Origin of the sequence: Microbacterium oxydans (assembly GCF_026559675.1) — a bacterium.
GTDB classification, from domain to species: domain Bacteria; phylum Actinomycetota; class Actinomycetes; order Actinomycetales; family Microbacteriaceae; genus Microbacterium; species Microbacterium oxydans_D.
This window is the reverse complement of the sequence record NZ_CP092891.1, coordinates 1,356,921-1,374,720: the sequence shown is the minus strand read 5'-3', so window position 1 is coordinate 1,374,720 and position 17,800 is coordinate 1,356,921. Positions and strand designations below refer to the sequence as shown.

At 65.2% G+C, this 17,800-nt stretch carries 16 protein-coding genes; 1 reads left to right on the top strand and 15 read right to left on the bottom strand.

Annotation, left to right across the window (positions count from 1 at the left end; genetic code table 11):
• Positions 1 to 5: 5 nt before the first annotated feature.
• The 5 genes from glf to MME74_RS06505 all read right to left on the bottom strand — a co-directional run bounded on the left by glf (position 6) and on the right by MME74_RS06505 (position 3,836).
• Positions 6 to 1,142, bottom strand: coding sequence for a UDP-galactopyranose mutase (glf, locus tag MME74_RS06525; RefSeq protein WP_183152369.1), 1,137 nt, complete (start codon positions 1,140 to 1,142; stop codon positions 6 to 8).
• A gap of 137 nt (positions 1,143 to 1,279) precedes the next feature.
• The gene (locus MME74_RS06520) at positions 1,280 to 2,227 is read right to left on the bottom strand and encodes a glycosyltransferase family 2 protein (protein WP_267417926.1); all 948 of its coding nucleotides are present in this window, start codon (positions 2,225 to 2,227) and stop codon (positions 1,280 to 1,282) included.
• Positions 2,228 to 2,256: 29 nt separating this feature from the next.
• Positions 2,257 to 2,610 (bottom strand): DUF2304 domain-containing protein, encoded by a 354-nt coding sequence (locus MME74_RS06515; RefSeq protein WP_262000693.1) that lies wholly within the window; start codon positions 2,608 to 2,610, stop codon positions 2,257 to 2,259.
• A gap of 6 nt (positions 2,611 to 2,616) precedes the next feature.
• Positions 2,617 to 3,306, bottom strand: a complete 690-nt coding sequence (locus MME74_RS06510; RefSeq protein ID WP_262000692.1) for a glycosyltransferase family 2 protein — start codon at positions 3,304 to 3,306, stop codon at positions 2,617 to 2,619.
• 41 nt (positions 3,307 to 3,347) lie between these two features.
• On the bottom strand, positions 3,348 to 3,836 hold the full coding sequence (locus MME74_RS06505) for an acyltransferase (protein WP_267417924.1): 489 nt from the start codon (positions 3,834 to 3,836) through the stop codon (positions 3,348 to 3,350).
• A gap of 202 nt (positions 3,837 to 4,038) precedes the next feature.
• Between MME74_RS06505 and MME74_RS06500 the strand changes: the two genes are divergently transcribed.
• Positions 4,039 to 5,304, top strand: coding sequence for a hypothetical protein (locus MME74_RS06500; protein WP_267417923.1), 1,266 nt, complete (start codon positions 4,039 to 4,041; stop codon positions 5,302 to 5,304).
• A gap of 47 nt (positions 5,305 to 5,351) precedes the next feature.
• On the opposite strand, the gene MME74_RS06495 is transcribed toward MME74_RS06500, so the two are convergent.
• The 10 genes from MME74_RS06495 to MME74_RS06450 all read right to left on the bottom strand — a co-directional run bounded on the left by MME74_RS06495 (position 5,352) and on the right by MME74_RS06450 (position 17,770).
• A complete protein-coding gene (locus MME74_RS06495) occupies positions 5,352 to 6,449 on the bottom strand; it encodes a glycosyltransferase family 4 protein (RefSeq protein ID WP_267417922.1) in 1,098 nt (365 codons plus the stop codon).
• 9 nt (positions 6,450 to 6,458) lie between these two features.
• A complete protein-coding gene (locus MME74_RS06490; protein ID WP_267417921.1) occupies positions 6,459 to 7,478 on the bottom strand; it encodes a glycosyltransferase family protein in 1,020 nt (339 codons plus the stop codon).
• Positions 7,479 to 7,558: 80 nt separating this feature from the next.
• The gene (locus tag MME74_RS06485; protein ID WP_267417920.1) at positions 7,559 to 8,695 is read right to left on the bottom strand and encodes a glycosyltransferase family protein; all 1,137 of its coding nucleotides are present in this window, start codon (positions 8,693 to 8,695) and stop codon (positions 7,559 to 7,561) included.
• Positions 8,692 to 10,488, bottom strand: a complete 1,797-nt coding sequence (locus tag MME74_RS06480) for an ABC transporter ATP-binding protein (RefSeq protein WP_267417919.1) — start codon at positions 10,486 to 10,488, stop codon at positions 8,692 to 8,694. Before MME74_RS06480 ends, MME74_RS06485 begins: the two co-directional genes overlap by 4 nt.
• The gene (locus MME74_RS06475) at positions 10,488 to 11,657 is read right to left on the bottom strand and encodes a glycosyltransferase family 4 protein (RefSeq protein WP_267417917.1); all 1,170 of its coding nucleotides are present in this window, start codon (positions 11,655 to 11,657) and stop codon (positions 10,488 to 10,490) included. The genes MME74_RS06480 and MME74_RS06475 overlap by 1 nt, the downstream gene beginning before the upstream one ends.
• A gap of 107 nt (positions 11,658 to 11,764) precedes the next feature.
• Positions 11,765 to 12,922, bottom strand: coding sequence for a non-hydrolyzing UDP-N-acetylglucosamine 2-epimerase (wecB, locus tag MME74_RS06470; protein ID WP_267417915.1), 1,158 nt, complete (start codon positions 12,920 to 12,922; stop codon positions 11,765 to 11,767).
• Positions 12,919 to 14,154 carry a UDP-N-acetyl-D-mannosamine dehydrogenase gene (gene wecC, locus MME74_RS06465; RefSeq protein WP_267417914.1) on the bottom strand — a complete coding sequence of 412 codons (1,236 nt, stop codon included), beginning with the start codon at positions 14,152 to 14,154 and terminating at the stop codon, positions 12,919 to 12,921. Before wecC ends, wecB begins: the two co-directional genes overlap by 4 nt.
• A gap of 66 nt (positions 14,155 to 14,220) precedes the next feature.
• Positions 14,221 to 16,104 (bottom strand): DUF6541 family protein, encoded by a 1,884-nt coding sequence (locus MME74_RS06460; protein WP_267417913.1) that lies wholly within the window; start codon positions 16,102 to 16,104, stop codon positions 14,221 to 14,223.
• Entirely contained in the window at positions 16,101 to 16,838 is a 738-nt protein-coding gene (locus MME74_RS06455; protein WP_267417912.1) for an ABC transporter ATP-binding protein, read from the bottom strand. Before MME74_RS06455 ends, MME74_RS06460 begins: the two co-directional genes overlap by 4 nt.
• Positions 16,835 to 17,770: an ABC transporter permease gene (locus MME74_RS06450; protein ID WP_267417911.1), complete on the bottom strand. Its 936-nt coding sequence runs from the start codon at positions 17,768 to 17,770 to the stop codon at positions 16,835 to 16,837. Before MME74_RS06450 ends, MME74_RS06455 begins: the two co-directional genes overlap by 4 nt.
• Positions 17,771 to 17,800 lie beyond the last annotated feature (30 nt).

Below are 17,800 nucleotides of genomic sequence, written 5' to 3'. Positions count from 1 at the left end.
CGAGTCTAGGAGAGAGTGTTGTTCCACAGCGACAGCGCCGAGCCGATGGCCATGTGCATGTCGAGGTACTGGTACGTGCCGAGACGTCCACCGAAGTGCACGTCCTGCTCGCCCTTCGCGAGCTCGCGGTAGGCCAGCAGCCCCTCACGGTCGGTCGGGGTGTTCACCGGGTAGTACGGCTCGTCCTCGCGCTCGGCGAAGCGCGAGAACTCGCGCATGATCACCGTCTTGTCCGACTCGTACACGTCCTTGCGCTCCGGGTGGAAGTGCTTGAACTCGTGGATGCGCGTGTACGGCACGTCCATGTCGGGGTAGTTCATCACGCTCGTGCCCTGGAAGTCGCCGACGTTCAGCACCTCCTGCTCGAAGTCGAGGGTGCGCCAGCTCAGTGCCCCCTCGGCGTAGTCGAAGTAGCGGTCGACGGGCCCGGTGTAGACGACGGGGACCTGGCCGACGGTCGCCTTCTTGCTGAGCGGCTGCGCGTCGTCGAAGTAGTCGACGTTCAGCTTCACGTCGATGTTGGGGTGATCCGCCATCCGCTCCAGCCACGCGGTGTAGCCGTCGGTGGGCAGGCCCTCCCACGTGTCGTTGAAGTAGCGGTTGTCGTAGGTGTAGCGCACGGGGAGGCGGCTGATGATGTCACCCGAGAGCTTCTGCGGGTCGGTCTGCCACTGCTTCGCGGTGTAGTCGCGGAAGAACGCCTCGAACAGCGGGCGTCCGACGAGGGCGATGCCCTTCTCCTCGAAGTTCGCGGCGGTCTTCGCGTCGAACTCCCCCGCCTGCTCCTTCACCAGCGCGCGCGCCTGGTCGGGCGTGTAGGCGGACTGGAAGAACTGGTTGATCGTGCCGAGGTTCACCGGCATCGGGAAGACCGTGCCCTTGTGGGTCGTGTAGACGCGGTGCACGTAGTTCGTGAAGCTCGTGAAGCGGTTGACGTACTCCCACACGGTCGCGTTCGAGGTGTGGAAGAGGTGCGCGCCGTAGCGGTGCACCTCGATCCCGGTCTCGGGCTCCGCCTCGCTGTAGGCGTTGCCGCCGATGTGGTGGCGGCGGTCGATGACAGTTACCTTGCGGCCGGCTTCGGCGGCACGCTCAGCGATGGTGAGGCCGAAGAAACCCGACCCGACGACGAGAAGATCCATGCCGTCCATCGTATCGGCGTCTGGCTGGGAGCTTCGGCCAGCGCGGTCATCGTGGCGCGTGCGAGCGGAGACTCGATTCGCGGGGCATCGTCAAGGTCGAGGTGATCGGCGTCCATGGCCGCCGAGGGCGGCGTCGGTCACGGACGGCGCCTCGAGCCTCCGATCCACCGCATCGCCGGGGCCACGATCGGCAGAGCGGCGATCGTGCTGCGCAGGGTTCGCCGATAGCGCTGTCGAGCTCCCGCGTCGAATGCGTCGCCCAGGACCGGATCCTCGATTCGGATGGCGCTCGCGATCAGATGGAACGCACGGCTCCGCTGCGCCGCGAGCATCTCCCGCGCGCGCCCGGTCGTGTCATCTTCGGCCCAACGCGACAGCAGCGCGTCGTACGACTTCAGCTGCTTCCAGCGCGACTCGAGCGACCAGTATGCACCCCCCGACGCGTCCCGGATGCCCGAGGGCCGATAGGCGTCCTCGGCGACGGTCGGCAGCGCCAGCCACTCGCAGCGCCCGCCGTCGATCAGAAGTCGCATCACGACCTGCACCTGCGGATAGACGAGCGCGTCGACCTCTTCGGCGTCGACGCGCTCCGACAACTCGTCCAAGGCTGGAAGACATTCCTCGACCCGGTACACCAGCCCCGGAGCGTGTGCGGAGGCCGGCAGGAACTCGCTGGGCGAAATGGGACCTGTGCTCGTCCGCCCGCGCGACACACGTGATTCCCGAAGGAACTGTGGCGAGGCGAACACAGGCTTCTCCCGGCGGAGGTACTCGAGCAGAGGCCGCAGGTTCTCCATCAGCACACGGTCATCGTCGGCCGTCAGCATGAGGTACTCCGTCGTGCACTCGCGGAAGAGGCGGGCGAACGTTCCGGCGTACCCGAGGTTCTCGGGATTCTCGAGCACACGGACTCTCTCCGCGATCCCGGAGTCCGCTGAGAGCTTCTCGAAGGTGCCGTCCGTCCCGCCATCGTCGATGACGATGATCTCCACCAGATCGGCGTCCGGATGCGCCAGAATCTCCGTGACCGTCTTCCTGACGTCCTCTGCGCGGTTGTAAGTAGGAATCCCGATGGTCAGAAGCACGGCCAAATCGTATCGCAGAACGCGACGACTCAGCGTTGGCGGCCGGCAGGATACAGCGGGTCTTGAAGCGCGATCTGACGAGCCAGCTCGGTAATCTGCACGTCGTGTGCACGCCGTCGACGCGCCGCTGCGAGGGAGTTGCCGACGAAGACGACCAGGAGGCCGTAGAGCACGAGGTCGGTGCCTCTCCCCACCCCGACACTGGCGGCCAGCACGCTGAGGACCTGCGGGAAGGCGATTGCCACGACCGCCGCCACCAGGAGAAGCAGCAGAGCGATCGTTCTCAGGGCCTGCCCCCGCGCCGATCCGCTCGGCCGGAGGAGAACGAACGCGAAGATGACGAAGGCTCCGATGAGGAGCGCCTTGATGACGAACTGATCCATGGGTCCCTACTTGATGAACAGCTCACTGAGGATGTTGACGGAGTTCCACAGCGACTGGCCTTTCGCTCGCGAATAGTCGGTGTAGACGATCTGCACCGGTTGCTCGTCGTAGCGCAGCCCTGCTCGACCGACCTGCGCGATGATCTCGCTCGCGTGCGCCATCCTGTTCTGCGTGATGGTGATGCGCGACGCAGCGGTACGGTTCAGGGCACGGAGGCCGTTGTGCGCATCCGTCAGCTTCACCCCGGTCGAGAACCGCTCGAAGAAGACCGCCGTGCGCAGAACGACGCGCTTGAGCCAGCCGAGTTCGGTCCGCTTGTCCAGGAAGCGGGAGCCGATGATGATGTCGAGTGGCTCGGAGCGCAGCCGCTCGACCATACGCGTCGCATCATCGACCCGATGCTGACCATCTGCGTCGAAGGTGACGAAATACTCCGCTCCCGGTTGCGACAACGCGAACTGCAACCCCGTTTGGAGCGCGGCTCCCTGTCCTAGATTGATCGGGTGTCGGACCACGATCGCACCGCCGGCGAGCGCACGAGCGGCAGATTCGTCTGCGCTCCCGTCGTCGACGCACACGATGTTGGGGAAGCGCTCGCGCGCAGAACGGACGACGTCTTCGATGACCTCAGCTTCGTTGTACAGCGCGACCACGAGCCAGGTGTCGTCGAAGGATTGGGGGGTGTGGGTGCTCATCTCTTTCCCCGATCCTACCCTCTCGTTGCCGGGCGCCCCGGCTACGAGTAGCGCCGCTCGGCGTCGAGAGCGCGATAGTGTTCTTCGTCACGGTGACTGAACACCCGCGCCGGGTGCCCCCCGGCGATGGCCATCTCCGGGATGTCCGACACCACGACGCTTCCCGCCTGGATGATCGCGCCGTCCCCGATCGTCACGCCGCCCAGGACTATCACCCTCGCACCGAACCAGACGTTTCGGCCGATGCTCACCGGGCGCTGAACCACAGTGGCGTCGTACGGCAGGGCGCTGCCCTCGTAGTTGTGCATGTCGCTCATGATGATGCACTCGGGTCCGGAGTGGAAGTTGTCACCGATGTCCACGCGGCCACTGCCACGAACCGACATGCCGTTGAAGTGGACATTGTTCCCGAGGTGGGTGTGCGGTGAGAAGTTGCTCCGCGCATTCACACGGACGTTCGTTCCGCGGTCGGCGATCCAGCGGGTCGCCTTCCACGTCCAATAGCGCGTGCGCAACAGCCGCTGCAACAACCTCCACCGTCGTACCAGCTCTCCCACGCGAACCCGGCTCCCTGCTTCTCAGCGCGGGCGTGAAAGTACCCGTCGGAGGACCACGACCCGCGCTCTGCTTGCTGAGAGCCTACCGCTTCGAGTCCCGGATGAGAGGCACTCGGGCATCGTGGCTAGAGTCGTTCGTGGAGACCAGACAGCCAAGAGGAGAAACGTGCACTCGATGGACCCCGCAGCGATTCGCTGGTGCCTGCTGCCGAAGCTCGACCTCGCGGCGACGTGGCCCGCCGGATCACGCGGACGGCCTTTCGCCGCTCGCATCGCGCGGCCCTGGCAGCGACTGAAGGTGACCCGGTACGGCCGCAACCTCGTGGTCACGACGACTCACAACCAGGCGCGCACTCTCGCGCCCGTGTTCGCCGGGCAGCCGGGCCTCGACGTCCGACTGGAGTCATACCGCGCATGGGGGGCGAGCATGCTCAGCTCCCGGCGGGCCGCTCGCACCGTCACCGAGTGGGGCTCGCGGATCCTCGAGGAGATCGGCCGAGACGATGCGATCGGCTCGTGGCGCAACCAGGTCGCGTTGACGACCTATCGACTGTCCTCCTACCTTGCCGCGGATCTCACCGGGTTCGACGCCCTGGTCGTCGCGACGCAGCATGAGCCGTCGGTACGCAGTCTGGTCTTCGCCGCGCAGAGTCAAGGCGTGCCTGTCGTCTATGTTCCGCATGCTCCGGCGGGAGACAACCCTCAGTACAGCGACCTCCCGACAGCTTTCGCCGCGCTTCGCGGAGTGGCCGAGGCCGCCCACTACGTCACGCAGTACGGCGTCGACCGGTCTGCGCTCGATGTCGCCGGGAACCCCTCGACGAACATCCTCGATCGCGGACTGCCCACCCTCGCCACCGATCGTCCCGGAGTCCTGGCGCTGTCCCCGAACCCGCCGGCCATGATCCGCCGCATCATCGACCTGGTTGCGGCGGCCGACGTGGGGCCCCTCGTCGTCGCGCCGCACCCTCGCTCGGACCGCTCGTCGCTGTCGCAGATGCTGCCTCACGGCTGGACCCTCAGCGCCCAGCCGACGGTGGAGCTGCTCCTGGGCGGCGCGCCCTTCATGATCCAGCATGCGAGCGGCGTGGCCTGGGAGGCGTCCGCACTGGGTATCCCGGCGGCGAAGCTGCGCCTGGCCGGCGAACCATCCCACTACCCGTTCCTCGCGAACGACAGCATCTACCCGCCGCTGGAGGACGCCGAAGATATCCGACGCTTCGTCGCCGACGCACCCGGTATGGATCGGCACGCGCTCCGCGACTACGCGCTCGACTGGTGCGAGGTGGACGGAGATGAAGCCGCAGGCCGAATCCGCGGATTGCTCGCGTCGATCTCGGCTGGCGAACGTACACCATCGGGCGTCCGCATCCTCGACGGCTGGTGCGAGCCGACGGGCGTCTCGGTGCGTGCTTCCTGGCTGCCTTCAGTCACCGGGTGACGAGCGTGAGCTGATTCTCCCGCCTGTCGTGCACCGGATGGGCGGCGTCAGCCAAGCTGCTGATAGATCTCGCGATACGAACTGCGACGCTCCTCAGGCGAGAACCTCTGCTTGGCGTAGTCATAGATCTGTGAAGGCGTCCAGCGGTCGGGGTCTCCCAGGAGGTCGGCAACCGCACCGGCGAGCGAAAGCCCCGTACGCTCTTCGACGACGCGAGAGGCCTCGTCGGGCAGGAAAGCCAGGTGACCTCCGCTACCGCTCGCGATGACGGAGAGACCGTGCCCGAGTGCTTCCGCGTAAGCGATCCCGAAAGTCTCGTACTCGCTCGCCATCACGAAAAGATGCGCCCTCGGGAGCACGTCGGCCAGTGCCTCCGGCGAAACATGGCCGAGGAGCCGCATGTGATCGCTGACGCCCAGCTCCGCCGCCCGCGTTTCGACCGCGTCATGCAGTCGACCAACGCCTGCCCATTCGAAACGGGCGTCGAACCCACGAGATCGGAGAGCCGCGAGCGCTTCGACGGCCTGGATCGGCCCCTTCCACGGCACCAGACCCCCCACCGCCACCATTCGCAGCGGCCCCCCCGAGCTCGCGTCCCATTGCTCGGCGATGCGGTCGGGCTCTGCGATCCGAACGAAGTTCTCGATCACCGGCACCGGCTCGTGCCTGATGGCCTCGATGATCTGGGCTAGTCGGTGTCCGACAGCGACGACCGCGTCAGGACGACGAAGACCTCTGCGCAGCACTGCATGGCCGACCCGCCCGCGCACGGTGGTCGGCTCTTTCAGCAGTCCCGACCAATGCTCGGTGTGCACCCAGGGCTTGGGCAACGACGCGAGCTGAACCGGTAGCAGCGCAGGAAAAGCCATCGTGTGCACGACATCCGCACCCGCTGCCAACCGACGCAGCGTCCGCAGCGCACGCGGAATCGTCCAGGGACGTGTGTAGTGGTAGGGGATGCGCACGACATGAATGCCGGGAGATGCGTCCCATTCGCCGGCGTCGCCGCCCAACGACGGGTCGTGGAGATGAAGGACCGTGACCTCATGATCGAGCGCGAGCATCTCAGCGTCGCGAAGATTGAAGAGGCCGAGGCCCGGTCGGACTTCGCTCGGGAACCACGGGGTGACGGCCAGCACTCTCACAGGTCGATCCTAGGCGACGTGGTGGGTGAGATCGTCTGCGACCTGTTGCGCGCGCGCTTCCCAGGAATGCGACTCCCGCAACACCCGCACCCGCTCCTGCATCGCATGCAGTTCCTCCGGATCAGCATCCAACCGATCCAGAAGCTCCGCCAACGACTCCGCCCGATACGGCACCGCCCAGCCGATCCCATGCTCCGTCACGAAATCGCCGACCAACGTCCCCTCGGTCGCCACGATCGGCTTACCCCGCCCCACGTACTCGAACAACTTGAACGGCAACACGAAATCGCGATACGCGACCGGCTCCATGAACAGCACCCCGAGATGCGCATCCGCATACAACTCGTCCAGCTGCTCCCCCGACCGATGCACCACCTGCGACTCCGGCCCCCTCACACTCGCGTACCCGGCCTCGACATCCCGCCACTCCGACTCACGCGTACACACCACCAGACGCGCATCAGCGGCCAGACCCACACCCCGAAAAGCCTCATGCATCCGGTAATAGGCATCACCGATGCCGCCCACATACAACAACGACACCGGACCGGAAACAGGCGAACCCACCTCCACCCGCTCCGCCCCCGGAGGCAACGTCCGCACCTGACCCCGATTCGCCACCGGCAAATGCTCCGCCATCCTCAAAGACTGCAGATACAACACATCCACCGCGGAACGATAACCCCGCAGATCCGCACGATAGAGGGTCTTCGTCGCAGTGGAAAGGAGGCGTCCGACGTTCTGCACATACTCGGGGAAACGCCAGTAGACGTCCCGGTAGTACAGACCTACCCGCATCCCGCGAGTGCGGCACCATCGCAGAAAACGCTCGTCCATGAACGGACGAAGCGGAATATGGCGCGGGTCGGTCAGCGCCGAGGGCATCGTGGAGGATTCGCTGTACACGAATGCCGGCTGGTCCCCCGCACGAATCCTGCGTTTGACCTCCGCGATGCGCCGCCGTCTTTCGCGTGAGTAGCCCGAGACGACCAACACCTCGAAACCGATGGCTTCGAAGGCCTGCTTCATGCGGACTGGTCGGATACCGCTCGCACTCGTGGCACCGGGGTTCAACGGATACGGGACGTGGAAGATCATCAGCGGAGACATCAGCGGGCCCGTCCCGTCGTTCCCCCGGCCGGGTGGGTGAGATCGTCTGCGACCTGTTGCGCGCGCGCTTCCCAGGAATGCGACTCCCGCAACACCCGCACCCGCTCCTGCATCGCATGCAGTTCCTCCGGATCAGCATCCAACCGATCCAGAAGCTCCGCCAACGACTCCGCCCGATACGGCACCGCCCAGCCGATCCCATGCTCCGTCACGAAATCGCCGACCAACGTCCCCTCGGTCGCCACGATCGGCTTACCCCGCCCCACGTACTCGAACAACTTGAACGGCAACACGAAATCGCGATACGCGACCGGCTCCATGAACAGCACCCCGAGATGCGCATCCGCATACAACTCGTCCAGCTGCTCCCCCGACCGATGCACCACCTGCGACTCCGGCCCCCTCACACTCGCGTACCCGGCCTCGACATCCCGCCACTCCGACTCACGCGTACACACCACCAGACGCGCATCAGCGGCCAGACCCACACCCCGAAAAGCCTCATGCATCCGGTAATAGGCATCACCGATGCCGCCCACATACAACAACGACACCGGACCGGAAACAGGCGAACCCACCTCCACCCGCTCCGCCCCCGGAGGCAACGTCCGCACCTGACCCCGATTCGCCACCGGCAAATGCTCCGCCATCCTCAAAGACTGCAGATACAACACATCCACCGCGGAACGATAACCCCGCAGATCCGCACGATAACGCGTCAGCAGGAAGGACCGGTACCAGCGCGGCATCCTGGTCCCGTATTCGGGGAAACGCCAGTAGACGTCCCGGTAGTACAGACCGACTCCGATATCGGCCCTGCGGCAGAACCGGAGAAAGCCGATATCTCTGGTGACGCTGGTCGCCGCGGTGACCTTCTCGCCGAGCCCGGTCGGTTGGGTCGACGCCTCCGAGTAGACGAAATCGATGCGCTTTCCGTCGCGGATCAGACGTTTGAGATCTCGGATCCGGCTACGTCTCTGAGGGTGCTTCCCCGAGACTTCGAGGACTTCATAGCCGAGTGCTTCGAAAGCCCGTCTCATGCGGACCGGACGAATCCCGCTGGCGCTCGTGGCATCCGGATTCAACGGATACGGCACGTGGAAGATCATCGCCCGCCGCGGCGCCGTGGCGCTCATCGATCGTCTCGCTCGAGAAGCCCGGCCAGCGAAGCCTGATGCGCGAAATCGGGAACCTGCTCCACCACTTCGTCGAAAGTTCCCAGACCTCGGATGGCACCGTCGCTGAGGTAGCAGATGCTGTCGTAGTCCCGGATCGTGGCGAGCCTGTGGGCGACGCTGATGAACGTGACCTCACCCTGGAGCTCACGCATCGCCTCGACGATTCGCCGCTCTGTCGCGGTATCGAGAGAACTCGTCGCCTCGTCCATCACCATCACCAGCGGCTCCGCATAGAGGGCACGAGCGATTCCGAGACGTTGCTGCTGCCCACCCGAGAGCGAGAACCCGCGCTCGCCGATCAGCTCGCGGATGCCCTTGCCGCGGGTGATCAGCTCCGAAAGCTGTGCCTGCTCGAGCGAGCGGATCACCTTCTCCTCGTCGAAGTCGCTGCCCCACGTGAGCGCGACGTTCTGCGCGACGGACGCGTCGAAGAGTGCCACGCGCTGCGGGACGTATCCCACATGCGCCCGCCACTGGTTCAATACACGCGACAGGGGCTGTCCATCGATGTCGAGTTCCCCGGAGGATGGCTGGCTGAGGCCGAGGAGCACATCGATGAGGGTCGACTTTCCCGCACCCGACGGGCCGACGACTGCGAGGGTGGAGCCGAACGGGATCGACAGGTTCAGATGCTCCAGCACATTCTTACCGGTGCCCGGGTAGCTGAACGAAACGTCACGAAGCTCGAGGACCTTCGGCGCGGTCTTCAAGGTCTCCGGGTCGATGGAAGACGCCTTGGCCGACCGCTCTCCGTCGACATCGCGGGTGAGCTCTCGGATCACATCGCGCGCGTGAACCTCGTTGATCGACGCGGTTGTGAACGATGTCTGAAGCGTGGTGATCGCGGGGATCATCCGGAATCCGGTCGCGGCGAACATCGCGACCGCCACGACCGCGTTGTTCGCTCCGCCGGCGAGGAAAGCGGTACCGCCGACGACGAGGAATCCGCCGATCAGCGCTGCTTCGAACGCGTACTTGGGCACGATCGAGAGGAAGGACGCATTGGCGCGCGCCCTCGTCGCGTTTCGGCGGTAGTCCGTCACGACACCGCCGATCTCGTCCAGCTTGTTGCGGAGCGTGACTTCCTTCAGCGCTTCGACCATCTCTGTGATCAAGGTCGCGACGCGGAAGACGTAACGGCGAAGCACCATGCCCGCTTCTCGCGCGCGCCGAGTGATGACGAACAGCATGAACAACGAGAATCCGGCGAGATAGACGAATGCGACGGCCGCCGTGAGCGGCTGAGCGACGACGAGCACACCGAGGACGGAGATGAAGGTCAGCAGGTTCACCGGAACCTGGGAGAGCGGAAGGATGAATCCCGTGTTCGTGCTCGCCATCGACCCGTCGACGATCCTCGTGACTTCGGCCGTGCTGTAGCGGGCGCGCTCCTCCCACGACGACCGGGTGTACGAACGGAAGAGGTCATCCCCCACCGCCAGTTCATATGCCGCGAATCGCCGAGTCGCGATCCAGTGCAGAAGGATCGCCAGGCCGCTCTTCAGGAGGAACAGCACGCAAACGATGCCGAAGATCCAGGGTGCCGCTGCGGCGGGCAGCTCCCCGACCACCGGCAGCTCGATGGGGTCGCCACTGGCCAGCGGCGTCACCGACAGCACGATGAGTCCCAGCGCCAGCGTGTCGAGAAGCGCGAGCGCTCCTGTGACGATCGCGTAACCGATGTAGAACCTCGCCGCGCCGTCGGGCATGACTTTGAACAGATCGACGAGTGTATTCCAGATGCTCTTCATCAGTCGGCCTTGCCTCTTCCCACTGCGATGACTGCATCCGCTGCTCTACGAGCGACCGACTGCAGACTAACGTTCGATGACGCCCAGGCACCCAGCCCACGACGTTCTGCTTCTGTGCGCGTGCGTGTCGCGGCATCCCGGAAGGCGTCGGCGACTTCGTCGACGTCGTAGTCGCACGCGGCCCCGAGGGCTGCGTGCGCGGCGTTCTCTCGCATGAACTCATGCACCTGGCCCTCGCCCGCGAAGATGACGGGCGTGCCGCACGCCCAAGACGCGTAGATCTTCGTGGGGAATGCGACGCTGTAGCCGGCGTCCGGTCGCAGGGATGCGACGCTGGCGACCGCGCCGCGAATCCATGACGCGGCCTCGGCCGGTGGAAGCGAGTCGAGGAAGGTCACGCGCTCGGACGCCTCCGTCTCGGAGGCCTGCTTCCGCAGATTTCCCCAATCGCTTCCTTGGCCGATGAACACGAGTCGTAGATCCGGGATCTCCTGGGCGATCCGTGCGAACGCCTCGATGAAGATCCCGGCGCCTTGCCATTCCGACGCCGTTCCGGCGTAGATGAGGTACCGACCTTCCTGCGGGACAGCCCCGTCCGCCGAGAACGCTCGCGTATCGGCTCCGTTCCCGACGACGATGAGCTGCGCGCGCGGAGCGATCTGCCCCGCCCGGGTGCCCATACGTTCGTTGACCGTGAGCACTCGTGCCGCTCCCTCGAGAGCGGCCCTTTCGATGCTGCGCACTCCGCGGAGGACCACGTCGGGCACATCCGTCGCTTCAGCGGCGTCCGACCACAGATCCGCCGCGTAATACACGTAGGGGGTTCGTCGGATCGCGAGTGCGATCCTCACGACGAACCCCGTCGTCGGAGGCGGTTCCACCACGTAGACGGCCTGCCGGGCCCCGAAGAGGATACGGAAGAACAGAGGCACGTCGAAGCTCAGATACTGGAGATACCCCCGCACGTACCCGTTCTTGTCGCGAAGCACGGGAGCACGGCGGACTCGATACCTTCTGCTGTCGTCGTCCCTCTCCTCATGGCGGGATGCGACGGTCAGAACGCTCACCTCCGCGCCGCCGTCGACGAGCGCTTCCGCGAGGGCCGCGAGCCGCAGAGAGGCAGCTGCGGGTTCCGGTGCGAAGATGCGGCTGGCGATCGCTACACGCACGAAGTGCTCACCCGACCTCTCTCTGTCGACCTGCGAACGATGGAACTGCGGAGCATCTGCCCGTTCAACCCGCACGATGCGGCGCAGAACGGACGATGTCGCCGGACCTAGAATTCCTCGACGTCGACGTCCTCACCGAAGAGTCGTCGAATCGCGAGGATGGTCCGTGCCGCGGTTTGTCCGTCGCCGTAGGGATTGACGGCGTTCGCCATCGCGCTGTAGGCGTCCACGTCGGTGAGCAACTGCGACACCTCGTCCACGATGCGCTGTTCGTCCGTGCCGATCAGCTTCACGGTACCGGCATCGACCGCCTCGGGCCGCTCGGTGTTCTCGCGCAGGACGAGGACGGGCTTGCCCAGCGCCGGCGCTTCCTCCTGCACTCCCCCGGAGTCTGTCAGCACGATCTCCGCGCGGCGGAGGATCCGACTGAAGTCGCCGTACTCCAGCGGGTCGAGCACGTGGACGTTGCCGAGACCCTCGATCTCGGGAAGCACCCGCTCGCGCACCTTCGGGTTGCGGTGCAGCGGCATGATCACGGTCAAAGCCGGATGGGCACGAGCGATCCGTGCGATCGCTCTCCCGATGTCCGTCATCGCATCGCCGAGGTTCTCTCGACGATGCGTCGTCACGAGAAGTACCTTGTCGTCATCTGCGAGACCTTCGAGAAGGCCCACCAGGTCCGGATGATGCACGGGTACGTCGGACGCCGAAACATGCAGAAGTGCATCGACCACGCTGTTGCCGGTCACGAGAACGGACGCGGGATCCACGCCCTCACGGAGCAGGTTCTCCCTGCTCGTCTGCGTCGGGGCGAGACTGAGCGCCGCCACCTGAGTGATGATCTTGCGGTTCACCTCTTCCGGGAACGGCGAATAGATGTTCCCGGTCCGGAGCCCGGCTTCGAGATGGATCACCGGCACCTGAGCGTAAAAGGCGGCCAGCGCTGCGAAAGCAGAAGTCGTGGTGTCTCCCTGGACGAGAACTGCGTCGGGCCGCATCTCCTCGATGGCTGCCGCCACCCCGCCCAACGTGCGCGAGGAGATATCGACCAGCGTCTGACCGTGCTCGAAGATATCCAGGTCGATGTCCGGGACGATCCCGAAGAGACCATTGACCTGATCGAGCATCTCGCGGTGCTGTCCGGTGACGACGACCTGCGGGTGGATGCCATCCGCTTCCCGCGCTGCCAGGATGATCGGCGCGACCTTGATGGCCTCCGGGCGAGTGCCGTAGATCACCATGAGGTTCTTCGTGGGTGCACTCATGGCACGATGTTCTTGCTCAGCCCACGCGTGTCGATGACGGCCTTGCCGGACTGCAGGCGGGGACCGAACGTCGAGTACGCGTCGTGGTCGACCAGGAGCACGACGACGTCAGCTGCGTCGAACTCCTTCTCCAGGTCTTCGACGAGGCTCAGGTTCGAGTACTTCTGAAGAGACGCGGGCAGCTCGTGGATGTGAGGCTCGGACACGGCGAACTCGATCTCCGGTCGAGATTCGGCCAGCGCCTGCGTGATCTCGACGGCCGGAGACTCGCGCAGGTCATCGACGTTCGCCTTGAACGCCAGACCGAGGATCAGGACCTTGGGCGCGGAGATGGACTCGATCGCTCTGTGAATGCGCTCGAGCACCCACTTCGGCTTGGCGTCGTTCACCCGACGCGCGGTCTCGATCAGCGCGGCACCACCGTTCGCCGCGCTCACGATGAACCACGGGTCGACGGCGATGCAGTGTCCGCCGACACCCGGACCGGGCTGCATGATGTTCACTCGGGGATGCCGGTTGGCGAGGCGGATCACCTCCCAGACGTCGATGCCGAAGGAGTCGGACACGGTCGAGAGCTCGTTGGCGAAGGCGATGTTGACGTCGCGGAACGAGTTCTCCGTCAACTTGACCATCTCCGCGGTCGTGGAATCGGTGACCAGCAGATCTCCGGTGACGAACGAGCCATAGAGAGCCTGCGCACGTCGGCTCGCCTCATCCGTGGTTCCGCCGATGATGCGGTCGTTCTCGATGATCTCGCGCATGATCTTTCCCGGCAGCACCCGCTCGGGCGCGTGCGCGAACAGAACGGATCCGGCGGCGAGGTCCGGGCGTACCTCGCCCAGCCGCCGGTCGAGACCGAGCGTGGTTCCGGGAGGGGAGGTCGACTCCAGCACGACCAGATCGCCGGCCTTGAGGAAGGGAGCGACGTCGTCGAATGCGCGGTCGACGAGCGTCATGTCAGCCTGCTTCTGGCCGTCGAGCGGCGTCGGCACCGTGAGGATGAACACATCGGCGGGGACGGGACTGCTCGTCGCGGTGAGTGCACCGGAGGCGACGACGCTGCTGACCACTTCTTCGAGCTCCGGCTCCACGATGTGGATGCGGCCGGCGTTGATGGTGTCGACGGCCCGCTGGTTGACATCCACTCCGACGACCTTGTGTCCATGGGACGCGAGCACTGCAGCGGTAGGCAGACCGATGTAGCCGAGGCCGATTACGCAAACGTTGGTCATGTACTTCCCTTGCTTTTGAGACGCACCCAGCCTAGCCGGGATCGGACTGTGGAAGCGCTGAGGAGATCAGCGGCAACCCGTCACTTCGTAGAGGACGGCGTCACCCTCACGGTCGACTTCGGTGAGGATCGACGACTGGTCCAAACCGTGCAGACCTTCATAGGTCGTGAAGTGATTCTCGAAGATCTCCCGATCCCCGAAGTCGAAGACGTACTCGACGCCGAGCGACTCGAGCGCGTCGCACACCTCGGCGTCGCCGGTCGCCAGATAGCGGGCGAGGAGATCGGCGTCCGCCCCGTAACGGCCCGTGACGTGCGGGAAGACGACCGGGTGGCCCGTGTATGCGTAGACGAGGCCTGCTCCCGTGAGCGGGTCACCCAGAAGAGGTCCATCGACATCGTCGGGAATCCGCTCGAAAAGCGCCGCTTCGTCGGGCGTGAGACCCTGCGATTGGGCATCGAACCTGAAACTCGTCCCCCGCATGAAGCGGAGGTCGTTCGCGAGGGCGGACAGATGCGTGAGCCCCAGTGCGACGAGCACGACCGCAGCGATGATCAGGAGCGATCGACGTCCGTCCCGCCACAGTGCCACGAGCCACGACCACACCAGGTGGGCGCCGAGCGCGGCGAGGGGCAGACCGAAGACGGCCAGCAGCGCGCCGACTCTCGTGGTGTCGTCATACCAGACGCCGACGATGGCACTGCGCAGAGCGGGCAGAGGCAACCAGGTCGACACTGCGAAGAAGAACACGCTCACGGCGTATGACCCGAGGATCCACCACTGCCGATCCTTCACCACCCTCCATATCCCGATCGCGGCAAGCGGGCCCAGGAGAAGTCCGGTGCTGCGTCCCACCGGGCTGAGGAACGCGACTTCACCGATCGCCTGAGCGAGAGTCGCCCCCGGCTGCCACTCGTGGGTGGTCACGTTCGCCAGATGCCAGATGAATCCGAGCACGACGAGGCCCACCACGACCGAGAGCGCCAGCAGCACGCGGCTCCGGGTAGCGGCACCCGTCCACGCGCGCCATGCGCACCAGAGCCCGAAGGGAACCAGCAGGGCGAGCCCCGCGAGCAGTGCAGAAGGATGCGCGAGGGCAGTTGCACCGATCGCTGCCAGAAGCACGATCAGAAGGGACACCCGCTGATATCCGCCGATTCCCCTCCGCGATGCGAGCACGGTGACGGCGATGAGCACGGGGATCAGTATCGTCCCCAGCAGGTTCGGGTAGAGCACGCCCCAGTTGAGGAAACCGAGCGGCATGACGCTGAACCCGAGGGACAGCAGCGGCGCCCACACGGACGCCGTGCGGTAACGAGCGAAGAGCACCGCGGTGAGAGTCGCGATCGCGGCCGGCCACCCCACCGCGATCACCGCGATCGTCACGGCGTTCGTCGCCGCGACGACGCCCGACGCCGCCGGGACCACGAGCGATACGAGCGCGTGCCACAGAGTCGGGTAGAAAGCCGACGTGGCTCCGGGCACCGCCATCGTCATGTGGAAAGGCGAGGCATCCTCGGTCTGAAGGATGAATTCGACGGCGTTGAGGTGAAACAGCCCGTCGTACAGCTGAGAAGGGTGTTCAGCCCCACCGATCCCGACCATCAGGATGACCGCCCAGAGGACGGCGGCCGCGCCCATACCGAGCCAGACCGCCCGCGTCTCGCCGCCCAGCACAGCGAACCGTCCTCTCCCGAGGATGCGCAGGCCTGCGGCGACTGCCGTGAGGAGCACGGCGATCAGCAGCACGGGCAGGATCGACCAGGCGATTCCGAGAAGCGGAGCGACGGCGGTCGCAATCCCGACGACGGCGAGCGACAGCGCGATCGACGCTCCCAGGAGCATTGCCCCGCGCAGACGGAAGAGAAGTGCGGCGGGCAGGCCGGGTGCGACGATGAGCAGCACGGCGAATCCCACGGCAGGGGCCGCCGACAGCCAGCTTTCGATCATGCGTCGACCAACGCGATCGCGCCCTCGACCTCGCCGTCGTACACGACAACGCCCTTGTCGATGACGATGCCGCGGGCGCAGAGCTGTCGAACCATCTCCATGTCGTGGCTGACGACGACGAGAGTCTTGCCCTGCTCGATGAGCTCTTCGAACTTGAGCCGGCACTTCTCACGGAACGGTGCATCACCCACCGAGAGGATCTCGTCTACGAGGAGCACATCGAGCTCGACGTGGATCGCCACCGAGAACGCGAGACGCATGAACATCCCCGACGAGTAGTGCTTGACCTCCTGGTCGATGAACTGCTCGATCTCGCTGAATGCCACGATCTCGTCGTATCGCGCCTCGATCTCGCGCTGCTTCATCCCGAGGATCGCTGCGTTGAGGAAGACGTTCTCGCGGCCGGAGAGTTCGGGGTGGAACCCGGCTCCGACCTCGATGAGACCGGCAACGCGTCCGCGGGTCAGCACCGTTCCATCGTCCGGTTCCATGACTCCGGAAACGAGCTTGAGGAGCGTGGACTTTCCAGAGCCGTTGAGACCAAGCACGGCGACGGATTCGCCTTCACCGATCACGATGTCGACGCCCTTGAGGGCTTCGAACTCGCTCGTCAGCTTGCGACGTTTGATCCAGGACACGACGGTGTCCTTGAGAGAGAACGCGTGATTCAGCGTGAAGCGCTTCTTCACACCGTCGATGATGATGCTCGGACGGAGCGTGTGAGGAGAACTCATAGGTCCTGTGCGAACCTTCCTTCGAGGCGGCGGAAGACGATCTGCCCCAGGAGCAGGGTGCCCACGGCGATGAGGAACGTCCAGAGAGTGTTCCAGCCGAGGCCGGGCGGTATTGCTTCGAGCTGCGGACCGACGTAGCCCGCAGCGGAGATCATTCCCTCGGTGGCCGGGCGCCAGAACGCGAAGTGGAAGAGCTCGACGCCCTGGGTGATCGGGTTGAGGAGGTACATCTCCAGCAGCCAGTCCGGCCAGCCGAGAGTCTTGACGGCATCCTGCACCGCGGCCCAGGAATAGAGCACCGGGGACGCCCAGGTGGCCAGCAACAGCATCAGTTCGACGATGTTCTCGGCGTCGCGATAACGCACGTTGACTGCGCCGAAGAACAGTCCGAGACCCAGCGCGAAGAGCATCACGATGATCATGGCCGCGAAGATGGCCAGTACCGAGAGGATGGAGAGGTGCGCGGCCCAGCCGAGCAGCAGACAAACGACGAGGAGCAGACCGACCTGGGGAAGGAAATGCACGAACGCCACGATCACGGCCGATACGGCGAAGAGCTGCCGCGGCAGGAAGACCTTCCGCACGAGCGGCGCATTCCCCACGATCGACGTCGTCGCGTTCTTGAACGCCTCCGAGAAGAGGTTGATGACGACGATGCCGGAGAACAGGTACACGGCGTAATTGGGGATGCCGTGATCCAGCTTCATGAACAGGCCGAGGACGACCCAGAACACGAGGAACTGCGCGGCCGGTCGAACGTACGACCACGTCCAACCGAGGACCGAATTACGGTAGCGCGTCGTCACACCGGTACGGACCAGGAGGATCAGAAGATACCGCCAGCGCACCACATCGATCAGCCCACGACTCTTGCCGGGGGTTGTGAACTCCGTACGCGGGACGGCGGCGAAAAGATCTCGGGTGTCAGTCACAGGCCCACTCATTCGGGTGTCGTCGCAAAC

Coding starts and splice junctions, on each gene's coding strand:
- wecB (WP_267417915.1), bottom strand. CDS start 12,922: ATGAGTGCACCCACGAAGAACCTCATGGTGATCTACGGCACTCGCCCG.
- glf (WP_183152369.1), bottom strand. CDS start 1,142: ATGGATCTTCTCGTCGTCGGGTCGGGTTTCTTCGGCCTCACCATCGCT.
- MME74_RS06480 (WP_267417919.1), bottom strand. CDS start 10,488: ATGAAGAGCATCTGGAATACACTCGTCGATCTGTTCAAAGTCATGCCC.
- MME74_RS06455 (WP_267417912.1), bottom strand. CDS start 16,838: ATGAGTTCTCCTCACACGCTCCGTCCGAGCATCATCATCGACGGTGTG.
- MME74_RS06460 (WP_267417913.1), bottom strand. CDS start 16,104: ATGATCGAAAGCTGGCTGTCGGCGGCCCCTGCCGTGGGATTCGCCGTG.
- MME74_RS06490 (WP_267417921.1), bottom strand. CDS start 7,478: ATGAAGCAGGCCTTCGAAGCCATCGGTTTCGAGGTGTTGGTCGTCTCG.
- MME74_RS06515 (WP_262000693.1), bottom strand. CDS start 2,610: ATGGATCAGTTCGTCATCAAGGCGCTCCTCATCGGAGCCTTCGTCATC.
- wecC (WP_267417914.1), bottom strand. CDS start 14,154: ATGACCAACGTTTGCGTAATCGGCCTCGGCTACATCGGTCTGCCTACC.
- MME74_RS06500 (WP_267417923.1), top strand. CDS start 4,039: ATGGACCCCGCAGCGATTCGCTGGTGCCTGCTGCCGAAGCTCGACCTC.
- MME74_RS06510 (WP_262000692.1), bottom strand. CDS start 3,306: ATGAGCACCCACACCCCCCAATCCTTCGACGACACCTGGCTCGTGGTC.
- MME74_RS06485 (WP_267417920.1), bottom strand. CDS start 8,695: ATGAGCGCCACGGCGCCGCGGCGGGCGATGATCTTCCACGTGCCGTAT.